Raw genomic sequence first — 22,138 nt, 5'->3', positions numbered from 1 at the left:
AAAAGTGGCCTGGGTTTTGTGCGCGATACCGGTTCATGGTGCGTTGAAGCGGTGCACACCAAACAAATGTGGGAGCAGGCAAGCCAGCTCCCACATTAGGTCATTCATGTGCTGGAGGGCTGTACTCAGCCCTCTTCGCCCTCATCATCATCCCCACCATCGACCTTCATCCCCAATTCCTTGATCTTGCGGGTCAAGGTATTGCGGCCCCAGCCCAGCAGCACTGCGGCATCACGACGCCGGCCTGCGGTGTGCTTGAGGGCGGTTTCGATCATGATCCGCTCAAAGGTCGGCACGGCGCTGTCCAGCAGGCTTGACTGGCCACGGGCCAGGGCCTGGTCGGCCCATTGGCGCAGGGCCTGTTCCCAGTTGGTCACCGGTGCTGAATCTTGCGGCAGGCTCAACAGCTCCGGTGGCAGGTCGCTGATATGCACTTCGCGCCCGGACGCCATCACCGTGATCCAGCGGCAAGTGTTCTCCAGTTGGCGCACGTTGCCCGGCCATGGCAGGTTCTTCAGGTATTCCTCGGTCTCCGTCTTCAGCAGCTTGGGCTCCACCGCCAGCTCCTGGGCGGCGCGGCTGAGGAAGTGGCGGGCCAGGGTCGGGATATCTTCGCGGCGGTCCGACATGCGTGGGATATGGATGCGGATCACGTTCAGGCGGTGGAACAAGTCCTCGCGAAACTTACCGGCGTGCACCAGGGTTTCCAGGTTCTGGTGGGTCGCGGCGATGATGCGCACGTCGACCTTGACCGGCGTATGGCCGCCGACACGGTAGAACTCACCGTCGGCCAGTACCCGCAACAGCCGGGTCTGGGTGTCGGCCGGCATGTCGCCGATTTCATCGAGGAACAGCGTGCCGCCGTCCGCCTGTTCAAAACGCCCGCGACGCAGGTTGGCCGCGCCGGTAAACGCGCCTTTTTCGTGGCCGAACAGCTCGGACTCCATCAAGTCCTTGGGGATCGCCGCCATGTTCAGTGCGATGAACGGCGAGGCCGCCCGTGGGCTGTGACGGTGCAGGGCATGGGCCACCAGCTCTTTACCGGTCCCGGACTCACCGTTGATCAACACGGTGATGTTGGAGTGGCTCAGGCGCCCGATGGCGCGAAACACTTCCTGCATCGCCGGTGCTTCACCGATGATCTCCGGGGTGCGGGTCAGGGTCGGTACCACGGCCTGGCCTTGCTGTTCCTGGGCGTGCTGGTTGGCGCGCTTGACCAGCGCAACCGCCTCATCGACATCGAACGGCTTGGGCAGGTACTCGAAGGCGCCGCCCTGGTAGGACGCGACAGCGCTGTCCAGATCCGAGTGCGCGGTCATGATGATCACCGGCAAACGCGGGTGCTGCTCGCGAATCCGCGCCAGCAAGTCCAGGCCACTGGCGCCGGGCATGCGGATATCGGAGATGATCACGTCGGGCTGCTGGCGCGCCAGGCGGCTCATCACTCCATCGGCGCTGTCGAAGCTCTGGGTGGTCATGCCTTCCTGTTGCAAGGCTTTCTCCAGGACCCAGCGGATGGAACGGTCGTCATCGACGATCCAGACAGTTTCACTACGGCTCATGTCGATGGGGCTCCTTGTTCCAGTGGCAGAAAGATCGAAAAGGTCGTGTGGCCGGGATGGCTTTCACATTCGATCAGGCCCTGGTGCTGGCTGATGATGTTCTGGGTAATGGCCAGGCCCAGCCCGGTACCGTCCGGGCGGCCGCTGACCATTGGGAAGAAAATGGTTTCCTGCAGTTCGGCCGGGATACCCGGGCCGTTGTCGATGATCTCGACCTTGGTTACCAGGCGATGGCGCACATGGCCGATGGTGAACTGGCGCAAGGCGCGGGTGCGCAGGCTGATGCGCCCCAGGCGCAGCTCGTTCTGGCTGCTGATGGCTTGCATGGCGTTGCGCACGATATTGAGCACCGCCTGGATCATCTGCTCGCGGTCGATCAGGACATCGGGAATGCTCGGGTCATAGTCGCGCACCAGGGTGATGCAGCCCTGGCTTTCGGCCTCCACCAACTGGCAGACGCGCTCCAGCACCTCATGGATATTGGTCATTGCCAGCGACGGCAGCTTGTTGGAGCCGAGCATGCGGTCCACCAGATTACGCAGGCGGTCGGCTTCTTCGATGATGACGTTGGTGTAGTCCTTGAGGTTCTCATCCGGCAGCTCGCGGGCCAGCAACTGTGCGGCGCCGCGAATCCCGCCCAACGGGTTCTTGATCTCATGGGCCAGGCCGCGCACCAGCATCTTGCTGGTTTCCTGCTTGGACAGCTGGGCTTCTTCCTTGGTGATGCGCAGCAGGCGATCCCGGGGATGCACTTCCAGCAGCAGCAAGGTGGCGCCGTGGCTCAGGATCGGCGTTACCGCGTAGTCGACGGTCAGGGTCTGGCCGGTGAGGGCCGTGAGCATCGCTTCACGCTTGGTAAACGGGTGGGCCTGCTCCACGGCCTGGCGCAAGGAACTCAAGGCCTCGGCGGACTCGGTGAACAGCTCGCTGATAAATTGCCCATGGCTGCGCTGACCGCTGATGGCCAGGAGCATCTCCGCCGCGGGGTTCATGTACTCAAGGCGCAGTTCGTCATTGAGCAGAATGGTCGCGGTGGTCAGGTTGTCGAGTAGCAAGCGGTGCAGTGCGTCGCTGATGGTCATTAGGACCTCTTTTGGAGCAAGGCGTGGGCTTGAGGCACACGCTGATACCAGGAAAATGCAAAAACCAAACCAAGGCTCCGAAAAGAAGCGTAAAAGCCCTGAAATGGGGGCTTTAGGCGCGAAACTATGGCGCTCGGCCAGCTCTCTCGGGAGATTTCGACCCAAAATGGGTTGATGGGTGGGCCAGGGTGCAACCTATCGCACCAATATAGTGCGAATTCCCACATTCTGTTCAGCGATCAAATATTTCCTGAAAAACCCCAGTCAAACTGTAGGAGCTGGCTTGCCTGCGATAGCGGTGGTTCAGTCAGTCGTGATGTGACAGATACACCGCTATCGCAGGCAAGCCAGCTCCCACAGTTCTGATGGGGTTTGCAAAGGTGGATAGTCATTGTTTCAGGCAAAAAAAAGACCTCCCGAAGGAGGTCTTTTTTGTCACGCCACGTTAAGCAGCGCTACCGGATCAGCAGCTGTAGTACAGCTCGTATTCCAGTGGGTGTACGAAGGTGCGGACCTTGATTTCTTCTTCGCTTTTCAGGGCGATGTAGGCGTCGATAAAGTCGTCGCTGAACACGCCGCCTTTGGTCAGGAACGCACGGCCCTTGTCCAGCTCTTCCAGGGCTTCTTTCAGGCTGCCGCACACTTGTGGGATCTCTTTGGCCTCTTCAGGCGGCAGGTCGTACAAGTTCTTGTCGGCGGCGTCGCCTGGGTGGATCTTGTTCTGGATGCCGTCCAGGCCAGCCATCAGCAGTGCAGCAAAGCCCAGGTATGGGTTGGCTGCTGGATCCGGGAAGCGTGCTTCGATACGGCGAGCGCGAGGGCTGGACACGTAAGGAATACGGATCGACGCGGAACGGTTGCGAGCCGAGTAGGCCAGCATTACCGGTGCTTCGAAACCTGGGACCAGACGCTTGTAGGAGTTGGTCGACGGGTTGGTGAAACCGTTCAGGGCTTTACCGTGCTTGATGATACCGCCGATGAAGTACAGGGCAGTGTCGGACAGGCCGGCATAACCTTCGCCAGCGAAGGTGTTCTTGCCATCTTTGGCGATGGACAGGTGAACGTGCATACCCGAACCGTTATCGCCGTACAGTGGCTTAGGCATGAAGGTAGCGGTACGGCCGTAGGCAACGGCAGTGTTGTGTACGCAGTACTTCAGGGTCTGGACTTCGTCAGCCTTGGCCACCAGGGTGTTGAACTTCACACCGATTTCGTTCTGGCCGGCAGTGGCCACTTCGTGGTGGTGCACTTCGATGACCAGGCCCATGTCTTCCATGGCGTTGCACATGGAGGTACGGATTTCGTGGTCGTGGTCGAACGGCGGAACTGGGAAGTAACCACCTTTGATGCCTGGACGGTGGCCATGGTTGCCGCCTTCCACGTCCTGGTCGGACATCCACGAACCTTGTTCGGAGTAGATCTTGAACATCGAGCCGGAGATGTCGGACTTGAACTTCACTTGGTCGAAGATGAAGAATTCTGGTTCCGGGCCCACGAATACGGTGTCACCGATACCGGTGGACTTCAGGTATTCCTCGGCACGCTTGGCGATCGCACGTGGGTCGCGGTCGTAGCCTTGCATGGTCGAAGGCTCGATCACGTCGCAGACGATGATCAGGGTCGGCTCTTCGGTGAACGGATCGAGTACGGCGGTGGAGTCGTCCGGCATCAGGATCATGTCGGAGGCTTCGATGCCTTTCCAGCCAGCAATGGAGGAGCCGTCGAACATTTTGCCTTCTTCGAAGAAGGCGTCATCCAGCGCATCGCGAGCCGGCATGGTCACGTGGTGCTGAGTGCCTTTTGTGTCCGTGAAGCGCAGATCAATCCATTTAACGTCATGATCTTTGATGAGTTGAACCGACTTCGACATAGTGTCCTCCGGGTGGCTTCGGGCTTGGGTAGTGGAGTAGCCCTTAGAATGTGGGTGATGCCGGCGCGGATAGTCCGCCATGGCAACCTGCCTCACAAGAGAGCAAATTGCATGCCAGTGCCCCGACATGGGTTTTTTGCCTCAAAATCGCCCCTATAAAGGTGCAAATCGAAAAAACGGCAAAAATTGCGCACTGCAATGTAGCGCAATTGCCCGTAAATGCACCTGTTTGGTGCGTTGTGTGCCGTTTGTATATTAACTGGTTAAACCTTGAGCGATTTCCGCTATAATCCGCGCCCCCCTTTTTCGGCTGGCCCTGCGCGCGCTGTTTCCATGAAATTAATCGTTAAAGTCTTCCCCGAAATCACCATCAAGAGCCGACCGGTACGGATGCGTTTCATCCGTCAATTGGCCAAGAATATCCGCGCCGTGCTCCGTGACCTGGACCCGGCTGTGGTGGTGAACGGTGTGTGGGACAATCTCGAGCTGGAAACCCGCATTACTGACGCCAAAGCCTTGAAAGACATGACCGAGCGCCTGAGCTGCATGCCGGGCATCGCGCACTTCCTGCAGGTCGACGAGTACCCGCTGGGCGATTTCGACGACATCACTGAAAAATGCAAACTGCACTTCGGCAACAGCCTTGAAGGCAAGATTTTTTCAGTGCGTTGCAAGCGTGCCGGCAAGCACCCGTTCAGCTCCATGGATGTCGAGAAATACGTCGGCAGCAAGCTGCGTCGCGAGTGCGGCGCCGCTGGAATTTCGCTTAAAGAGCCGCAAATCGAAGTGCGCATCGAAATTCGCGACCAACGGTTGTTTGTGATCCACAGCCAGCACAACAGCATCGGCGGCTACCCGCTGGGCGCGCTGGAGCAGACCCTGGTACTGATGTCCGGCGGTTTCGACTCTACAGTGGCGGCCTACCAGATCATGCGCCGCGGCCTGATGAGCCACTTCTGCTTCTTTAACCTGGGCGGGCGTGCACACGAATTGGGCGTGATGGAAGTCGCGCACTATATCTGGAAGAAGTACGGCAGCTCCCAGCGCGTGCTGTTTGTCAGCGTACCGTTCGAGGAAGTCCTGGGAGAAATTCTCGGAAAAGTCGATAACGGTCATATGGGCGTCGTATTGAAGCGTATGATGTTGCGCGCAGCGTCGAAAATCGCCGACCGCCTGCAAATCGAAGCGCTGGTTACCGGCGAGGCGATTTCCCAGGTCTCCAGCCAGACCCTGCCGAACCTGTCCGTGATCGACTGTGTGACCGACAAGCTGGTATTGCGCCCGCTGATCGCCAGCCACAAGCAAGACATCATCGACCTGGCCAACGAAATCGGCACCGCTGATTTCGCCAAGCACATGCCAGAGTACTGCGGGGTCATCTCGGTGAACCCCAAGACCCATGCCAAGCGCTACCGCGTGGAGCATGAAGAGAAAGAATTCGACATGGCGATTCTGGAGCGAGCGCTCGAGAACGCCAAACTGGTGCCGATTGATCGGGTAATCGATGAATTGGGCCAGGATGTGCAGATCGAAGAAGTCAGCGAAGCCCTGGCCGGCCAGATCGTCATCGACATCCGTCACCCGGATGCCGCTGAAGATGAGCCACTGGAAATCGCTGGCATCGACGTGCAAACGCTGCCGTTCTATGCACTGAACGCGCGTTTCAAGGAACTGGATAACAGCCGTCAGTACCTGCTGTATTGCGACAAAGGCGTGATGAGTCGCCTGCATGCCCACCATTTGCTCAGTGAGGGATATGCCAATGTGCGCGTTTATCGACCGAGCTAAGAGCCCGGGGCTGTTTGCCTGTGGCCTGCGTCACCGGCCCCCCGACTCTGCCGTCAAGCTGTAACGGCAAGGCCTGACTCTACTGTTAATCGCTGCCACGACCTGTCAGCACACCGAATCCTCTGATCGAGATACACAAGTGATCGAAAATCTACGTAACATCGCCATCATTGCCCACGTTGACCATGGTAAAACCACCCTGGTAGACAAACTCCTGCGTCAATCCGGCACCCTGGAGCGCAACGAGCTCAACGACGAGCGCGTGATGGACTCCAACGACCAGGAAAAAGAGCGCGGTATTACCATCCTGGCAAAAAACACCGCTATCAACTGGAACGGCTACCACATCAACATCGTGGACACCCCGGGCCACGCCGACTTCGGCGGCGAAGTAGAACGCGTAATGTCGATGGTTGACTCCGTTCTGCTGCTGGTTGATGCCCAAGACGGCCCTATGCCGCAAACCCGTTTCGTGACCAAAAAGGCTTTCGAAGCCGGCCTGCGTCCGATCGTGTGCATCAACAAGGTTGACCGTCCAGGCGCGCGTCCGGACTGGGTTCTGGACCAGATCTTCGACCTGTTCGACAACCTGGGTGCTACCGAAGAACAACTTGATTTCCAAGTGATCTACGCCTCTGCCCTGAACGGTATTGCCGGTCTGGAACACACCGCCATGGCGGAAGACATGACCCCGCTGTACCAGGCGATCGTTGACCACGTTCCACCTCCGAAGGTTGACCGTGAAGGCCCGTTCCAGATGCAAATCTCGGCACTGGACTACAACAGCTTCCTGGGTGTTATCGGCGTTGGCCGTATCGCTCGTGGTAGCGTCAAGCCGAACACCCCGGTTGTGGCTATCGGCGCCGACGGCAAGAAGCGTAACGGTCGTATCCTGAAGCTGATGGGTCACCACGGTCTGCACCGTATCGACGTTGAAGAAGCTTTCGCCGGCGACATCGTGTGCGTAAGCGGTATGGACTCGCTGTTCATCTCCGACACCCTGTGCCAGCCGGACACTGTCGAGGCGATGAAGCCTCTGACCGTTGACGAGCCAACCGTTTCCATGACCTTCCAGGTAAACGACTCGCCTTTCTGCGGTAAAGAAGGCAAGTTCGTGACTTCCCGTAACATCAAGGAACGTCTGGACAAAGAGCTGCTGTACAACGTTGCGCTGCGCGTTGAAGAAGGCGACTCGGCTGACAAGTTCAAGGTTTCCGGCCGTGGTGAGCTGCACCTCTCGGTACTGATCGAAACCATGCGTCGCGAAGGCTTCGAAATGGGCGTTGGTCGTCCTGAAGTGATCATCCGTACCGTTGACGGCGTGAAGCAGGAACCGTTCGAAAACGTCACCATCGACACCCCTGAAGAATCCCAGGGCAAGGTCATGGAAGAGATGGGCCTGCGTAAGGGCGACCTGACCAACATGGTGCCGGATGGCAAAGGCCGTGTGCGTCTGGAATACAACATCCCTGCTCGTGGTCTGATCGGTTTCCGTAACCAGTTCCTGACCCTGACCAACGGTGCTGGCATCCTGACCTCGATCTTCGATCGCTACGACACCATGAAGTCCGGCGACATGTCCGGCCGTCAGAACGGTGTTCTGGTATCGGTAGAAACCGGCAAGGCGCTGACCTACTCCCTGGAAACCCTCCAGGCGCGTGGCAAGCTGTTCGTTGAACACGGTCAAGAGATCTACAACGGCCAGATCGTTGGTCTGAACAGCCGTGACAACGACATGGGCGTCAACCCAACCAAAGGCAAGAAGCTCGACAACATGCGTGCTTCGGGTAAAGACGAAACCATCGCCCTGGTTCCACCTGTTCGCTTCACCCTGGAACAGGCTCTGGAATTCATCCAGGACGACGAGCTGTGCGAAGTAACGCCGAAGTCCATCCGTCTTCGTAAGAAGATCCTGGACGAAGGCGAGCGTACCCGCGCTGCCAAAAAGGCCAAGAACTGATACTTAGTTCCAGCTGAAAAAAAACGCCCCCGGTCGAAAGGCCGGGGGCGTTTTTTTATGCCTGCAGATTGTGTGGTGTCTGGCCTGTGATCGTTCCCACGCTCCGCGTTGCAGCCCTGGACGCTCTGCGTTTGCCCTTGGCAGCGGGGCGCAGAGCGCCCCAGGAGGCATTCCCACGCGGAGCGTGGGAACGATCATCGGTTAGAACTTGTCGAGCGTACGCAACTTGGTCTCGCGCACCACTTCCTTGGGCTTGTACGCGCAATACCCCGGCCGTGGCCCGATTTTCGGGTGATTGCGGCAGGTATCCGGGCGCTTGTCATAAATAGTGCAGAAGCGCGTCTTACGATCCAGGTACAGGCAATCGTTGTTGCTCATGCGCTGCAGGGTAAAGATCTCGGACTTGGAGTTGAACCGCTCGACGATGCCTTCCTTCTGCAAGCGCTTGGCGATGTTCTTCGGCGGGTCACCACGCTCGAACTCGTCGACGATACCAATGCGGATCAAATCCTTGATCTTCACCTCAACCGGCAGGGTGCAGCAGTTGGATGTGCAGCCGCCGCACATGTGGCTGGAGTATTTCTGCCACGTTTCGAGACGGTCGAGTTCCGCGGCGGCGATCAGTTGAGGCTTCATCAGGTTTCCAAGAGGGGCTTTGTCCGGGCGCGCGATGATACCGGGATTGGTGATTTTTTGAACAATATTTTGCGGGTTTCGGCTCAAAGGCCGGTCCGACGTGCAAACGGGCACGGCCCCTGCATCTAAAACCGGTATGCGTGAATGAGTGAAAAAACTGCCGAACCGTCAGCCATGCCATGGGTCAGACCGTCTAGGCTCTAGGATTTCCCTTCTTCTATCTCGCCCGAGGTTGCACCGATGTCTCAGGAACCGCTTGCACGAGAAGCAGAGGTAGCCGCGTTTCGCGATGCTGTCTTGACCAAACTCACTTATGCGGTGGGCAAGGACCCCGATCACGCCTTCGACCACGACTGGTTCGAAGCCATTGCCCTGGCGGCGCGCGACCATATGGTCGAGCACTGGATGGACCACACCCGGCGTATCTACCGCAGCGGGCAGAAGCGGGTGTATTACCTGTCCCTGGAGTTCCTGATCGGCCGTCTGCTGTTTGACAGCCTGAGCAACCTCGGCCTGTGGGAGGTGGCGCGCGAAGCTGTCGGCGAGTTGGGTGTGGACCTTGAGCGCATTCGCCTGCTGGAGCCCGATGCGGCCCTGGGCAACGGTGGCCTGGGGCGCCTGGCCGCGTGCTTTATGGAAAGCATGTCGACCCTGGGCATTGCCGGCCATGGTTATGGCATTCGCTACGAGCACGGGCTGTTTCGCCAGGCGATTGTCGATGGCTGGCAGCAGGAACAGACCGAGCGCTGGCTGGATTTCGGCAACCCCTGGGAGTTCGAGCGCGCCGAGGTGATCTACCCGATCGGTTTTGGCGGCAGTGTCGAGACCGTGCTGGATGCGTCCGGCAAGTCGATCCAGGTCTGGTCGCCCAATGAAACCGTGCGCGCGGTGGCCTACGACACCCCGGTGGTCGGCTGGCGCGGTGCCAGTGTGAACACCTTGCGCCTGTGGCGCGCGCGGGCCGTGGAAGACCTGCACCTGGAGCGTTTCAATGCCGGCGACCATTTGGGCGCCGTCGCCGAAGTGGCCCGTGCCGAAAGCATCTCCAGGGTGCTTTACCCGGCCGACAGCACCGAAGCGGGGCAGGAACTGCGCCTGCGCCAGGAATACTTCTTCGTCTCGGCCTCCCTGCAAGATCTGCTGCGGCGCCACAAAAACATGCACGGGTCGGTCCTGAGCCTGGGCGAGCACGCGGCCATCCAGCTCAACGACACCCACCCGTCCATCGCCGTGGCCGAGTTGATGCGCCAGTTGGTCGACTTGCACGATATTGCCTGGGAGGCGGCCTGGCAGGTCACGGTGGAGACGCTGTCCTACACCAACCACACCCTGCTCCCCGAAGCCCTGGAGACCTGGCCGGTGGGCCTGATGGAACGCATGCTGCCCCGGCACATGCAGATCATCTACCTGATCAACGCCCAGCACATTGATTCGCTGCGGGCCAAGGGCATCCACGATTTCGATGTGCTGCGCGCCGTTTCGCTGATCGAAGAGGACAACGGCCGGCGTGTGCGCATGGGCAACCTGGCGTTCCTCGGCTCCCATAGCGTCAACGGTGTCTCGGGGCTGCACACGCAGTTGATGCGCAGCACGGTGTTCTCCGAACTGCACAAGCTCTACCCCGAGCGTATCAACAACAAGACCAACGGCATTACCTTCCGCCGCTGGCTGTTTCAGGCCAACCCCAAGCTCACCGCGATGCTGGTGGAAGCCCTGGGCCCGGATATTCTCGACAATATGGAACAGCGCCTGGTGGAGCTGGAAACCTTTGCCGAGAAACAGGCATTTCGCAAAGCCTTTGCCGAGCAACGCCTGCACAGCAAGCGCGTGCTGGCCGATATCATCCATGAACGCCTGGGGATCGCGGTCAACCCGGCGGCGATGTTCGACGTGCAGGTCAAACGCATCCACGAGTACAAGCGCCAGTTGCTGAACCTGTTGCACACCGTCGCCCTGTACCAGGCGATTCGTGCCGAGCCCGAGGTGGATTGGGTGCCGCGGGTGAAGATCTTCGCCGGCAAGGCGGCGGCCAGCTATCACCAGGCCAAGCTGATCATCAAGTTGACCAACGACATCGCCCGTACGGTGAACAACGACCCGACCGTGCGCGGTTTGCTCAAGGTGGTGTTCCTGCCTAACTACAACGTCAGCCTCGCGGAAAACATCATCCCGGCCGCTGACCTGTCGGAGCAGATCTCCACCGCCGGCTTCGAGGCCTCGGGCACCAGCAATATGAAGTTCGGCCTCAATGGCGCGTTGACCATCGGCACCATGGACGGCGCCAACGTGGAGATGCACGAGCGCATCGGCGGCGAGCATATGTTTATCTTCGGCCTGAGTGCCGAACAGGTGGAAGCGCGTAAACAGGCCGGTGAGTTCAGCGCTGCTCCCGAAATCGCCGCCTCTCATCGCCTGAACGATGTGCTGCAGGCGATTCGTGGCGGGGTGTTCTCGCCGGATGATCCAGGGCGCTATGTGGGGCTGATTGATTCGTTGATCGACTACGACCGCTTCCTGGTGTGCGCCGATTTTGATTCCTACTGGGACGCCCAGGCACGGGTCGAAGCCCATTGGCATGATTCCAAGGAATGGTGGCGTTCGGCGGTGCTCAACACCGCGCGTACCGGGTGGTTCTCGTCGGACCGCACCATCCGGGAATATGCGACCGAGATCTGGAAAGCCCTGGACTAAACGCCGCAGGAGCAATATGGGGGAGCGGGCTTGCCCGCGATAGCGGTACGTCAGTTAGCAAATAGGTGACTGATGCACCGCTATCGCGAGCAAGCCCGCTCCCACATGGGTTATGCGTCTATATACTGGGTCTCGGTTTGCTTAGGGATTTGGACCATGCAATGGATGTTCATGCTGATTGGCCTGGTGCTCGGCTGGGCGCTGGATGAATCGTTCAGTGATGCAGGCTTCGGTGCACTGCTGGGTTTGGGGGTTGGCCAGGCCATTCGCCTGTCGCACCTCGGCAGTGCCCTGAAGGCGCTGGAGCAACGCCTCGCGCTGCTGGAAAAGCCGCCTCAGGTTGAACCGTCCATGGCCGAACCCGCGCCCGCCCCGGAGCTGGTCTGGGAGTTGCCCGCCGAACTGCAATCCACCCCGGCTCCCGAACCGAGCCCGCCGCTGCCGGACGATCTGTGGAAACCGGCCGCCGTTGCCCGCGAAGCTGAACCCGAAATCCCTCGTAGCCCCAACCTGATCGAACGTGCCATCGGCGCCGCTCGCAACTGGCTGCTGGGCGGCAATACCGTGCTGCGGGTCGGCGTGGTGCTGTTGTTCCTCGGCCTGGCATTTTTGCTGCGTTATGCCACCGAAGGCATGGTGGTGCCCATCGAGCTGCGCTACGCCGGTGTCGCTGCCTGTGCCCTGGGCTTGCTGGGCCTGGGGTGGTGGCTGCGCCTGCGCCGGGGCAGTTATGCGCTGATCCTGCAAGGCGCGGGCATCGCCGTGTTGTACCTGACGGTGTTCGCCGCCATGCGCCTGCACCCATTGCTTGATCCGAGCGCGGCACTGGGCCTGTTGGTGGCGGTGACGGTGTTTTCGGCGATCCTGGCGATTACCCAGGACGCCATCGGCCTGGCCTGCGCCGCCGCGCTCGGCGGGTTTGCCGCGCCAATCCTCGCGTCCACCGGCGAGGGCAACCATGTGGCGTTGTTCAGCTACTTCGCCCTGCTCAACGCCGGTATCCTCGCCATCGCCTGGTTCAAGGCCTGGCGCTTGCTCAATGTGATTGGCTTTGCCGGCACCTTCGGTATCGGGTTTGCCTGGGGTATTCGCTCTTACACACCGGAACTGCTGTGGAGTACCGAGCCGTTCCTGATTCTGTTTTTCCTGATGTACCTGGCCATCGGCTTGCTGTTTGCGCGACGCAAACTCCTGGAAACGGCCGACGCCCCGGCCGATGACAGCCGTGCCGCGCTGCTGCGCTGGTCGGCGGCCAAGGGCGATTATGTGGATGGCGGCCTGCTGTTCGGCCCGCCGCTTGTGGCATTTGGCTTGCAGTTCACCCTGGTGCAGCACTTGGCCTTCGCCCCGGCCTTCAGTGCGTTGGCATTGGGCATCATCTATATGGTCCTGGCGCGGGTGCTTAGCGGTGGGCGCACCGTGTTGCTGGCAGAAACCTGCCTGGCCCTGGGTGTGATCTTCGCCAGCCTGGCGATCCCGCTGGGCCTGGACGCGCGCTGGACTGCGGCGGCCTGGGCGGTGGAAGGCGCCGGCATCCTTTGGCTCGGTCTGCGTCAGCAACGCTCGTTGGCGCGGGCGTTTGGCCTGCTGTTGCAGTTGGGCTCGGCGCTGGCGTTTCTCAGCGAACTGGACGTGGGCGAACACACGCTGCTGGACGGCGCGGCGCTGGGCGCCTTGTTGCTCGGCGTGGCGTTGCTGTTCAGCTTCCAGCAACTGCGCACGGCCGCGCTGGAGCAGACCTCGAAGTGGGAGCGCCAGGGCTTGCCGGTCCTGGCCGGCCTTGGCCTGGGTTTTGTGTACCTGCTGGCGCCGTTGCTGGTGGCCGAGCAGGGCACCGCGATCAGTTGGGCGCTGGCGGGACTGGTGACGGTGTTTGTCGGCGTGTCTATCGCTTCGCGCACCTTCCTGTTCTGCGCGCTCGGCGTGCAGGTGCTGGCGGGGGCTTTGGTTACGCTGACATCCTGGGGTGGCGAAGAACTGCCGGCGTTCCGGCATATCGGTTTCTGGGCGCCGATGCTGGTCGGGTTGGCCGCATTTGTCGGCGCCTGGCGCTTGCGGGGCAGTGATCAACGACTCAAGTTGCCCCATGTATCCAACGGCCTGCTGGCCTGGGGCGCGGCGTGGTGGGTATTGGCGCTGAACCACGAAGTGCTGCGTTTCACCCCGCCAGAGCTGCAAGCCACCTTCCTGTTGGCGGCGGCAGCGGCCAGTGCAGCGCTGTGGACGTTGTTGGCGTTGCGCTTGCGCTGGGCCGCGCTGGGCACCCTCTGCCTGTTACTGATGCCGGCGGTGGCGCTGGTGGTATTGGTGTCGTTGCATCGCTATTACCACCCGGCGGCCGAATGGGGCTGGTTGGCCTGGCTTGCGGTGTTCGCCGTGCATTTCATCGCGCTGCGTTATTTGGCCGACCTGGCGGCGGCAAAAGCCTTGAGCGTCGCCCACGTGCTGGGATGCTGGATGCTGATCGGCATGCTGGCCCTGGAATTGCGCTACGGCCTGTTGGTGCTTTCGGTGCAATACAACGCCTGGCGCTGGCTGGGCTGGGCGATTTTCCCAAGCCTGTACCTGATAGCCATTGCTGCGCCGCGCCAGTGGCCGTGGCCGCTATCGGCTTACCCACGCGAATATCGCCTGCTGGCCGCGCTGCCGTTGGCCGCGCTGATGCTGGTGTGGTTCTGGTTGGCGAATATGTTCAGCGACGGCACGGCCAGGCCATTGCCGTATGTGCCGTTGCTCAACCCCTTGGATCTTGGCCTGCTGTTTGCGTTGCTGGGCGTGTACCTGTGGGCGCGCAGCGCGGCGCCGCAACTGGGCGGCCGCACCCCGTGGATTGCCCAGGGCGTTGCCGGGGTCTCGCTGTTTGCCTTCTTCACTGCACTGGTGATGCGCGCGGCGCACCATTGGGGCGGCGTGCCGTTTGATCTGGATGCGTTGCTTGACTCGATGCTGGTGCAGGCCGGGCTGTCGATTGTCTGGACCCTGATTGCCCTGGGCCTGATGATCGGCGGGCACCTGCGCAATCGCCGGGAAGTGTGGCTGGTCGGCGCGGTGCTGATCGGCGTGGTGGTCGCCAAGTTGTTCCTCGTCGAGTTGAGCAACCGTGGCGGGCTGGAGCGGATCGTGTCGTTTATCGGCGTGGGCGGGCTGTTGCTGGTGGTGGGCTATTTCGCTCCGTTGCCGCCCAAACGCAGCGAACCTGAGATTCAAACCCAAGGAGCGTCCTCTTGATCGGCAAACTGAGCATTGCACTGGTGGGCCTGTGCGCCGCGTTATCGGCGTCGGCCGCAGAAGGCCCCGCAGACTTCACCGCCCAAGTGCCGCTGACGGTCAGCGGCGAAGGCCCCTGGTATCGCCTGGAGTTGCCGCTGGCGGTGCAATTGAGCGCCCGTCAGGCCGATCTCAGTGACCTGCGGGTGTTCAACGCGGCGGGCGAGCCCCAGGCATATGCATTAGTGCGGCAGTCGCCCGCAAGCGCAAACAACTTGGCCCGGCTGAAGGGCTTCCCGCTGTATGCCGCCGACAACGCCAGCGACAGTGTGCCCAGCGTGCGCGTGCAATCCAGCGCCACGGGCACCCTGGTGCAGGTGCAGCCGTCCAGCGAGGCGCCGGCCGGCGCGCAGGTGCGACGCGGCTGGCTGCTGGATGCCAGTGCAATCAAGGCGCCGTTGCAAAAGCTGATCCTCGATTGGGCTGCCGAGCATGATGGCTTCCAGCGTTTCAGTATCGAAGCCAGTGACGATTTGCAGCACTGGCGCTCCTGGGGCGACGGGCAGGTGGCGCGCCTGGCATTTGCCGACGAACGGGTGGAGCAGCGTGAAGTCGCCTTGCCAGGGCAGCCAGCGCGCTACCTGCGCCTGCTATGGCAAGGCCAGGCCGCGCCCGAGTTGACCTCCATTGAAGTGCAGAGCACCAGCAGCCTGCCGTTGTCGCTGGTGTGGTCCGAGCCATTGGCCGGCAGCACCCTGGAGCCTGGGCAGTACAGCTGGCAGTTGCCTGGCGTGTTAAGCATCGAGCGGGTGCGCGTTGAGTTGCGCCAGCCCAACAGCCTGGCGCCGGTGGGTCTGCAAGGGCGGCAGGACAGCAAGCAGGCATGGCAGCCATTGAGCCGTGGTTTGCTCTATCGGTTGACGCAGGGCGGGCAAGAAGTCACCCAGGATCAATTGCAGTTGCCGGGTTACCCGGTACGGCAACTCAAGCTGGACGTAGACGAGCGGGGCGGAGGCCTGGGGGCGCAGGCGCCGGCGTTGAGTTTTGCCGTGCGTGCCACGCAAGTGGTGTTCCTGGCGCGGGGCGAACCGCCGTTTACCCTGGCGCTGGGCAACCCGTCGGCCAAGGCTGCGAACCTGCCGTTGACGACCCTGATTCCCGACTACCAACCCCAGCGCCTCGCGGCTCTGGGCCAGGCTCGGGTCGATGGCGAATGGCACACCAACCCGCCAGCCGCGCCAAATGTCGCAGGTATCAACTGGCAGACAATCGGCCTGTGGGCCGTATTGCTGCTGGGCGTAGCGGCACTTGGGGCGATGGCCTACAACCTGTTGCGCAAGCCGCCTACCAGGCCCTGAGCCGGGGCCTACATGAACTCTGTCAGGGTTATCTCGTCTGATAGGAGGAAATGCGCCCCGACTCGCGCTAAACTGCGCGGGTTTTTAGCCCCCCCATTCTCCGGAGCCGTCCATGTCCCGCGTTACCCTGAGTCGCTATTTGATTGAGCAGACCCGCAGCAACAACACCCCTGCCGATCTGCGCTTCCTGATCGAAGTGGTGGCGCGTGCTTGCAAGGAAATCAGCCACGCCGTGTCCAAAGGCGCGCTGGGCGGCGTCCTGGGCAGCATGGGCACTGAAAACGTGCAAGGCGAAGTGCAGAAGAAACTCGACGTGATTTCCAACGAAATCCTGCTCGAAGCCAACGAATGGGGCGGTCACCTGGCCGGCATGGCGTCCGAAGAAATGGACAATGCCTACCAGATCCCGGGCAAATACCCTAAAGGCGCGTACCTGTTGGTATTCGACCCGCTGGACGGCTCGTCGAACATCGACATCAACGCGCCAGTCGGCACCATCTTCTCGGTACTGCGTTGCCCTAACGAATACCTGAGCCAGAACGAAGCGCTGAACGAAAAGGCCTTCCTGCAGCCAGGCACCGAGCAGGTTGCTGCCGGCTATGCGATCTACGGCCCACAGACCATGCTGGTGCTGACCCTGGGTGATGGCGTCAAGGGCTTTACCCTGGACCGCGAAATGGGCAGCTTTGTGCTGACTCACGAAGACATCTCCATTCCTGCCTCGACCCAGGAATTCGCGATCAACATGTCCAACCAGCGCCACTGGGAAGAACCGGTCAAGCGCTACGTCAACGAGTTGATGGAAGGCGAAGAAGGCCCGCTGAAGAAAAACTTCAACATGCGCTGGGTGGCCGCGATGGTTGCCGACGTACACCGCATCCTGACCCGTGGCGGTCTGTTCATGTACCCACGCGACAGCCGCGAGCCGTCCAAGCCGGGCAAACTGCGCCTGATGTACGAAGCCAACCCGATGTCGTTCCTGGTTGAGCAGGCTGGCGGTGCGTCGACTGACGGCCACCAGCGCATCCTCGACATCCAGCCTGAAGGCCTGCACCAGCGTGTGGCGGTGTTCCTGGGGTCCAAGGAAGAAGTGGCGCGTGTGACGGGTTACCACAAGGCCTAAGGCCTTCTGTAGGAGCAGGCTTGCTCGCGAAGTATTCCCGGCGCAGCGCTGCGTTGGCTGGATGTTTTTCGCGAGCCAGCTCGCCTTTACAATGAATCATGCGCCAGACCAAGGCCCCGAAACGTTTCAGCGATTCGGGGCTTTTTTTGTTTTTGCCTTGCGGGAACCAGACCCCCCTTTTCCCTTCTAAGCTTCTGGCAGACCCCCACTGCTGCGTGTCCCTCCAGGAGCTCTACCATGTCGTTACGCCGTCTCGCCCTCTTGTGCTTTTGCGTGCTGTTGGCCGCTTGCAGCAAGGTCACCCAGGAAAATTACCAGAAGCTCTCGGCTGGCATGGCCAAGGCCGAGGTGGAGTCGCTGTTGGGTAAGCCCACCGATTGTTCTGGCGCACTGGGCATGTCCAGTTGCACCTGGGGCGATAAAAACAGCTTTATCAGCGTGCAGTACGCCGGTGACAAAGTTCTGATGTTTTCCGGGCAAGGCCTGAAGTAAACCGGGGCGCAAGCCTGCGGGAGAAGAAGAATGATGCGTTTTGTTTTATACCTTTGCGCCAGCCTGTTTTTGGCAGGCTGCGCCAGCCATTCTGGCGATGATCTGCAACCCAAGACTGTCGGCAGCGTCAACCTCAAGCGTTACCAGGGCACCTGGTACGAACTGGCCCGCCTGCCCATGTACTTCCAGCGCAACTGCGCGCAATCCGAGGCCCGTTACTCCCTGCTGCCCGATGGCGACATGTCAGTGTTCAATCGCTGCCTGACCACCGAGTGGAAGTGGGAAGAAGCCAAGGGCACGGCCACGCCGCAGGTCCCGGGCAAGACCGACAAGCTGTGGGTCGAATTCAATAACTGGTTCACCGCGTTGCTACCGGGCGTGGCCAAGGGCGATTACTGGGTGTTGTACGTCAGCGATGACTACAAGACCGCCATCGTCGGCAGCCCGAGCCGGCGCTATATGTGGCTGTTGTCACGCACGCCGACCGTCAGTGCCGACACCCGCGAAGACCTGCTGAGCAGGGCGCGCCAGCAGGGTTACGACACCACACGTTTGATCTGGCGTACGTCGGACAAGCAGATGGCCAAGACCTCGCAGTAATGCGAAACAAAGGGCGGGTTTTTTAATAAACCCGCCTTTTTTTTGCCCTCAGGTTCTGGCCGTGGCGGGGTGCAGGTATGCAATGGATCGATCAACCGTGGTCTTGGCGATCTCCAGTAAATGCCACACCGCCAACACCTTTGCCCGTTCGGGGCTTTGCAGCATCTCTCCACAATCGAGCGCCGTCGCTGACGCACTGTCCAGCAGGCTGGCGATGTAGAGCAGGGCGTCTTCGAAGCTCAAATCGTCGCGGGCACTGTGAGCATCTTGGGTCGGCAGGTAGTGGTCGATGGCGCGGTTGAAGGCGGCGCGGTCTTTGGCGGGGTCGCTGGGTGGGTCGGGGACAATTTTATGCATGGTGAAGCTCCTTGTGAGAATCGGAGCCGGTCCGTCGCGACTAAACGAAGGGTGGCGGCTGTACGCAGGTTAGTCGACCGGCCACAAGGAATCCGGCGCACCCGAGGGTGCCCTGCGCACAGCCGCCATAAAACTTCATGTGACCATGCGCCTTGTGATGTGCCGGGCGACTAAACCCGATCACTGATGAGCAGTGACAGACCGCAGGCTAGCCATCGAATCCAACAGGCACAAGGCGGCAGGGATTGTCTCGGAAACGTCCTGCAATTTAAAGGGACACGCCTTGCTGGCCCTTTACAAACCATGACCAACACTCCCACATGGGTTATGGGTTGTTCTTAAGACAACAAGTCTCTCAGGACTTGCGTGAAGGCCCGGCTGCTCTCTTCCTCGCCCGCATGATGCCCATCGCGCACCACCCACTGGCCGTTGACCAACACATCACGCACCTGCCGATCACCCCCGGCAAACAGCCAGCGGTTGAGAATCCCGTCTGCACTGGCCGTCGCCAGGTACGGATCATTGCCGTCCAGCACCAGCCAGTCCGCACGCTTGCCGACTTCCAGGCGACCAATCGGTTGCCCCAGCGCCTGGGCGCCGCCGTCGAGGGCTGCGTCATACAAGGTGCGGCCAACCATCGGTTGATCGCTGCGATACAGGCGGTTGCGCCGCTGGTCGCGCAGGCGCTGGCCGTATTCCAGCCAGCGCAGTTCTTCAACCACGCTCAATGACACATGGCTGTCCGAACCAATCCCCATGCGCCCGCCCTGGGCCAGGAAATCCACCGCCGGGAAAATCCCGTCGCCCAGGTTGGCCTCAGTGGTCAGGCACAGCCCGGCAATCGCCCGGCTGTTGGCCATCAATGTCACTTCGTCGGAGTTGGCGTGGGTGGCGTGCACCAGGCACCAGCGCTGGTCGACGTTCACATTGTCATACAGCCATTGCAGCGGGCGTTTGCCACTCCAGGCCAGGCAGTCATCAACTTCCTTTTGCTGTTCGGCGATGTGGATATGCACCGGGCAGCTCTTATCGCTGGCGGCCAATACCGCGCTGATCTGTTGCGGGGTGACTGCGCGTAATGAGTGGAAACACAGGCCCAGTTGCTGCGCCGGTTGCGCGGCCAGGATCGGTTGCAGGCGCGCTTGCAGCTCCAGGTAGTTATCGGTGCTGTTGATAAAGCGGCGCTGGCCGTCGTTCGGCGCCTGGCCGCCAAAGCCCGAGTGGCTGTAGAGCACTGGCAGCAAGGTCAGGCCGATCCCGCTGCTGGCCGCCGCCTGGCTGATCTGGCGCGACAGTTCGGTGGGGTCGGCGTAAGGCTGGCCGCTGATGTCGTGATGCACATAGTGGAACTCGGCGACCGAGGTGTAGCCGGCCTTGAGCATCTCGATATACAGCTGGCGGGCGATGACCTGCAATTGCTCGGGGCTGATCTGGCCGACCATGCGGTACATCAGGTCGCGCCAGGTCCAGAAACTGTCATTGGGGTTGCCGGCGACCTCCGCCAGCCCCGCCATGGCCCGTTGAAACGCGTGGGAATGCAGGTTCGGCATGCCCGGTAACAACGGGCCTCTCAGCCGCTCGGCACCGTCTGCACTGGCATTGGCCATCACGTTGGTCAGCAGGCCATCGGCGCTGACTTCAAGGCGTACATCAGTGGCCCATCCATTAGGCAGCAGCGCGCGTTCGGCAAAGAAAGCGGACATGATCAAGGCACCCCGGTCGTGTGTTTATTTGTATATACATATACAGACGTTTGCCTGCTCGGTAAACTCCGGCAATCTATGCATCTTTTCCCCCTGCAAGGATTCCCCGTGCCGACTCCGCCCGCCAAGTCCCCGCTGGCTGCCCACATGGACGAAAGTCCGGCGCCCTTGTATGCCCGCGTCAAGCAGATGATCAGCCAGCAGATTCTCAACGGCAACTGGCCGCCGCACTATCGCGTGCCGTCGGAAAGCGAGTTGGTCAACCAACTGGGCTTTAGCCGCATGACCATCAACCGGGCCCTGCGGGAGCTGACCGCCGAAGGTCTGCTGGTGCGCATGCAAGGCGTCGGCACTTTTGTCGCCGAGCCCAAGAGCCAGTCGGCGCTGTTCGAGGTGCATAACATCGCCGATGAGATCGCCTCCCGTGGCCATCGCCACACCTGCAAGGTGATTACCCTGGGCGAAGAAGCCGCCGGTTCCGAGCGCGCCGTGGCCCTGGAAATGCGTGAAGGCGGGCGGGTGTTCCACTCGCTGATCGTGCACTACGAAAACGATATCCCGGTGCAAATCGAAGACCGTTTCGTCAACGCGTTGGTGGCACCGGAATACCTGCAACAGGATTTCACCCAGCAAACCCCTTACGCCTATCTCAACCAGGTGGCGCCGCTGACCGAGGGTGAGCATGTGGTGGAAGCGATCCTGGCCGACCCGCAGGAATGCAAGCTGCTGCAGATCGAGACCGGCGAGCCGTGCCTGCTGATTCGCCGGCGCACCTGGTCCGGGCGTCAGCCGGTGACTGCCGCACGCCTGATCCACCCCGGTTCCCGCCATAGCCTCGAAGGACGTTTCAGCAAATGAGTGCAGTCAAGGTCTGGCGTGCTGCCGATTACGTACGCATGCCGTGGAAAAACGGCGGCGGCAGCACCGAAGAAATCACCCGTGATGCCGGCCACGGCCTGGAAGGTTTTGGCTGGCGCCTGTCGATTGCCGATATCGGGGAGTCGGGCGGCTTTTCCACGTTTGCCGGGTATCAACGGGTCATCACCGTGATCCAGGGTGCGGGCATGGTGCTGACCGTGGACGGTGAAGAGCAGCGCGGGTTGTTACCGCTGCAACCGTTTGCCTTCAAGGGTGAAAGCCAGGTGGTGTGCCGCCTGATCACCGGGCCGATTCGCGACTTCAACCTGATCTACGCGCCCCAGCGTTACCACGCACGTTTGCAGTGGGTGGATGGGGTGCAGCAGTTTTTCAGTTCCGCGAACACTGTGCTGGTGTTCAGTGTGGCTGATGAGGTGAAGGTGCTGGGCGAAGTGCTGGGCCATCATGATTGTTTGCAGGTGGACGGTAACAGTGGCTTGCTGGATATCAACGTGACAGGCCGCTGCTGCCTGATCGAACTGACCGCACGCGATTAAACCTGTGGGAGCTGGCTTGCCTGCGATTGCGGTGTGTCAGACAAGTGGCTATCGCAGGCAAGCCAGCTCCCACATGGATATGTAGAGGCTGCACAATCTGTTTCCAGGCCCGCACCAAGTTGTTACCGAATGCCCCAGCATGGCGCAATGCCCTGCCTTTGTAGCAATCCTCCAGCGCTTCAAATCACCCCTTTCAGAAATTTCATAAAGCCTTTAAGCCTTTATTTCCAAGGCTTACACGCGCCTCGGCAATAAATCTTCAGCACGGACTTCCCAAGTTGGCAGTCAGATTGC

The 22,138-nt window shown here is 60.8% G+C and carries 16 protein-coding genes; 10 read left to right on the top strand and 6 right to left on the bottom strand.

The window, feature by feature from the left end:
- Nucleotides 1–125: 125 nt before the first annotated feature.
- The 3 genes from ntrC to glnA all read right to left on the bottom strand — a co-directional run bounded on the left by ntrC (nt 126) and on the right by glnA (nt 4,514).
- Nucleotides 126–1,562, bottom strand: coding sequence for a nitrogen regulation protein NR(I) (ntrC, locus tag HBO24_RS06580; RefSeq protein WP_057958041.1), 1,437 nt, complete (start codon nt 1,560–1,562; stop codon nt 126–128).
- Nucleotides 1,559–2,644, bottom strand: a complete 1,086-nt coding sequence (gene glnL / locus HBO24_RS06575; RefSeq protein WP_057437145.1) for a nitrogen regulation protein NR(II) — start codon at nt 2,642–2,644, stop codon at nt 1,559–1,561. The genes ntrC and glnL overlap by 4 nt, the downstream gene beginning before the upstream one ends.
- A gap of 463 nt (nt 2,645–3,107) precedes the next feature.
- Entirely contained in the window at nt 3,108–4,514 is a 1,407-nt protein-coding gene (gene glnA / locus HBO24_RS06570; RefSeq protein ID WP_057958042.1) for a glutamate--ammonia ligase, read from the bottom strand.
- 333 nt (nt 4,515–4,847) lie between these two features.
- Between glnA and thiI the strand changes: the two genes are divergently transcribed.
- On the top strand, nt 4,848–6,302 hold the full coding sequence (gene thiI / locus HBO24_RS06565) for a tRNA uracil 4-sulfurtransferase ThiI (RefSeq protein WP_057437149.1): 1,455 nt from the start codon (nt 4,848–4,850) through the stop codon (nt 6,300–6,302).
- 139 nt (nt 6,303–6,441) lie between these two features.
- On the top strand, nt 6,442–8,262 hold the full coding sequence (gene typA, locus HBO24_RS06560) for a translational GTPase TypA (protein ID WP_053140412.1): 1,821 nt from the start codon (nt 6,442–6,444) through the stop codon (nt 8,260–8,262).
- A 201-nt stretch (nt 8,263–8,463) separates the two neighbouring features.
- Here the strand turns inward: typA and HBO24_RS06555 are convergent, their stop codons facing one another.
- A complete protein-coding gene (locus HBO24_RS06555; RefSeq protein WP_032862271.1) occupies nt 8,464–8,898 on the bottom strand; it encodes a YkgJ family cysteine cluster protein in 435 nt (144 codons plus the stop codon).
- A gap of 240 nt (nt 8,899–9,138) precedes the next feature.
- Between HBO24_RS06555 and HBO24_RS06550 the strand changes: the two genes are divergently transcribed.
- The 6 genes from HBO24_RS06550 to HBO24_RS06525 all read left to right on the top strand — a co-directional run bounded on the left by HBO24_RS06550 (nt 9,139) and on the right by HBO24_RS06525 (nt 18,369).
- The gene (locus HBO24_RS06550; RefSeq protein ID WP_115127180.1) at nt 9,139–11,589 is read left to right on the top strand and encodes a glycogen/starch/alpha-glucan phosphorylase; all 2,451 of its coding nucleotides are present in this window, start codon (nt 9,139–9,141) and stop codon (nt 11,587–11,589) included.
- Nucleotides 11,590–11,745: 156 nt separating this feature from the next.
- The gene (locus HBO24_RS06545) at nt 11,746–14,817 is read left to right on the top strand and encodes a DUF2339 domain-containing protein (RefSeq protein ID WP_170059446.1); all 3,072 of its coding nucleotides are present in this window, start codon (nt 11,746–11,748) and stop codon (nt 14,815–14,817) included.
- Nucleotides 14,817–16,154, top strand: coding sequence for a DUF3999 domain-containing protein (locus HBO24_RS06540; protein ID WP_170044803.1), 1,338 nt, complete (start codon nt 14,817–14,819; stop codon nt 16,152–16,154). The genes HBO24_RS06545 and HBO24_RS06540 overlap by 1 nt, the downstream gene beginning before the upstream one ends.
- Before the next feature lie 112 nt (nt 16,155–16,266).
- Entirely contained in the window at nt 16,267–17,277 is a 1,011-nt protein-coding gene (locus tag HBO24_RS06535) for a class 1 fructose-bisphosphatase (protein WP_057437154.1), read from the top strand.
- 237 nt (nt 17,278–17,514) lie between these two features.
- Entirely contained in the window at nt 17,515–17,769 is a 255-nt protein-coding gene (locus HBO24_RS06530; protein WP_038445326.1) for a lipoprotein, read from the top strand.
- 30 nt (nt 17,770–17,799) lie between these two features.
- Nucleotides 17,800–18,369 carry a lipocalin family protein gene (locus HBO24_RS06525; protein WP_032862264.1) on the top strand — a complete coding sequence of 190 codons (570 nt, stop codon included), beginning with the start codon at nt 17,800–17,802 and terminating at the stop codon, nt 18,367–18,369.
- 48 nt (nt 18,370–18,417) lie between these two features.
- Here the strand turns inward: HBO24_RS06525 and HBO24_RS06520 are convergent, their stop codons facing one another.
- Both HBO24_RS06520 and HBO24_RS06515 read right to left on the bottom strand, forming a co-directional pair.
- Nucleotides 18,418–18,726, bottom strand: coding sequence for a hypothetical protein (locus HBO24_RS06520; protein ID WP_170044674.1), 309 nt, complete (start codon nt 18,724–18,726; stop codon nt 18,418–18,420).
- A 338-nt stretch (nt 18,727–19,064) separates the two neighbouring features.
- Complete coding sequence (locus HBO24_RS06515; protein WP_170044672.1) at nt 19,065–20,429, bottom strand: formimidoylglutamate deiminase; 1,365 nt, start codon at nt 20,427–20,429, stop codon at nt 19,065–19,067.
- A gap of 147 nt (nt 20,430–20,576) precedes the next feature.
- Between HBO24_RS06515 and hutC the strand changes: the two genes are divergently transcribed.
- Together hutC and HBO24_RS06505 are read left to right on the top strand one after the other, a co-directional pair.
- Entirely contained in the window at nt 20,577–21,287 is a 711-nt protein-coding gene (gene hutC / locus HBO24_RS06510) for a histidine utilization repressor (protein WP_233093227.1), read from the top strand.
- Nucleotides 21,284–21,844, top strand: coding sequence for a HutD family protein (locus HBO24_RS06505; RefSeq protein ID WP_057437162.1), 561 nt, complete (start codon nt 21,284–21,286; stop codon nt 21,842–21,844). Before hutC ends, HBO24_RS06505 begins: the two co-directional genes overlap by 4 nt.
- Nucleotides 21,845–22,138: the final 294 nt, after the last annotated feature.

It is taken from the genome of Pseudomonas sp. WS 5410, assembly GCF_012985645.1.
Lineage (GTDB): Bacteria > Pseudomonadota > Gammaproteobacteria > Pseudomonadales > Pseudomonadaceae > Aquipseudomonas > Aquipseudomonas shahriarae.
Note: the sequence above shows the minus strand (reverse complement) of the source record. Positions and strands in the feature narration are given on the sequence as shown.

Excerpts from the sequence above, each read along its gene's own strand:
- HBO24_RS06505 (WP_057437162.1), top strand. The coding sequence starts at position 21,284 with ATGAGTGCAGTCAAGGTCTGGCGTGCTGCCGATTACGTACGCATGCCG.
- HBO24_RS06530 (WP_038445326.1), top strand. The coding sequence starts at position 17,515 with ATGTCGTTACGCCGTCTCGCCCTCTTGTGCTTTTGCGTGCTGTTGGCC.
- glnA (WP_057958042.1), bottom strand. The coding sequence starts at position 4,514 with ATGTCGAAGTCGGTTCAACTCATCAAAGATCATGACGTTAAATGGATT.
- HBO24_RS06555 (WP_032862271.1), bottom strand. The coding sequence starts at position 8,898 with ATGAAGCCTCAACTGATCGCCGCCGCGGAACTCGACCGTCTCGAAACG.
- ntrC (WP_057958041.1), bottom strand. The coding sequence starts at position 1,562 with ATGAGCCGTAGTGAAACTGTCTGGATCGTCGATGACGACCGTTCCATC.
- HBO24_RS06545 (WP_170059446.1), top strand. The coding sequence starts at position 11,746 with ATGCAATGGATGTTCATGCTGATTGGCCTGGTGCTCGGCTGGGCGCTG.
- hutC (WP_233093227.1), top strand. The coding sequence starts at position 20,577 with ATGGACGAAAGTCCGGCGCCCTTGTATGCCCGCGTCAAGCAGATGATC.
- HBO24_RS06525 (WP_032862264.1), top strand. The coding sequence starts at position 17,800 with ATGATGCGTTTTGTTTTATACCTTTGCGCCAGCCTGTTTTTGGCAGGC.
- glnL (WP_057437145.1), bottom strand. The coding sequence starts at position 2,644 with ATGACCATCAGCGACGCACTGCACCGCTTGCTACTCGACAACCTGACC.
- HBO24_RS06535 (WP_057437154.1), top strand. The coding sequence starts at position 16,267 with ATGTCCCGCGTTACCCTGAGTCGCTATTTGATTGAGCAGACCCGCAGC.
- HBO24_RS06515 (WP_170044672.1), bottom strand. The coding sequence starts at position 20,429 with ATGTCCGCTTTCTTTGCCGAACGCGCGCTGCTGCCTAATGGATGGGCC.
- HBO24_RS06550 (WP_115127180.1), top strand. The coding sequence starts at position 9,139 with ATGTCTCAGGAACCGCTTGCACGAGAAGCAGAGGTAGCCGCGTTTCGC.
- thiI (WP_057437149.1), top strand. The coding sequence starts at position 4,848 with ATGAAATTAATCGTTAAAGTCTTCCCCGAAATCACCATCAAGAGCCGA.
- HBO24_RS06520 (WP_170044674.1), bottom strand. The coding sequence starts at position 18,726 with ATGCATAAAATTGTCCCCGACCCACCCAGCGACCCCGCCAAAGACCGC.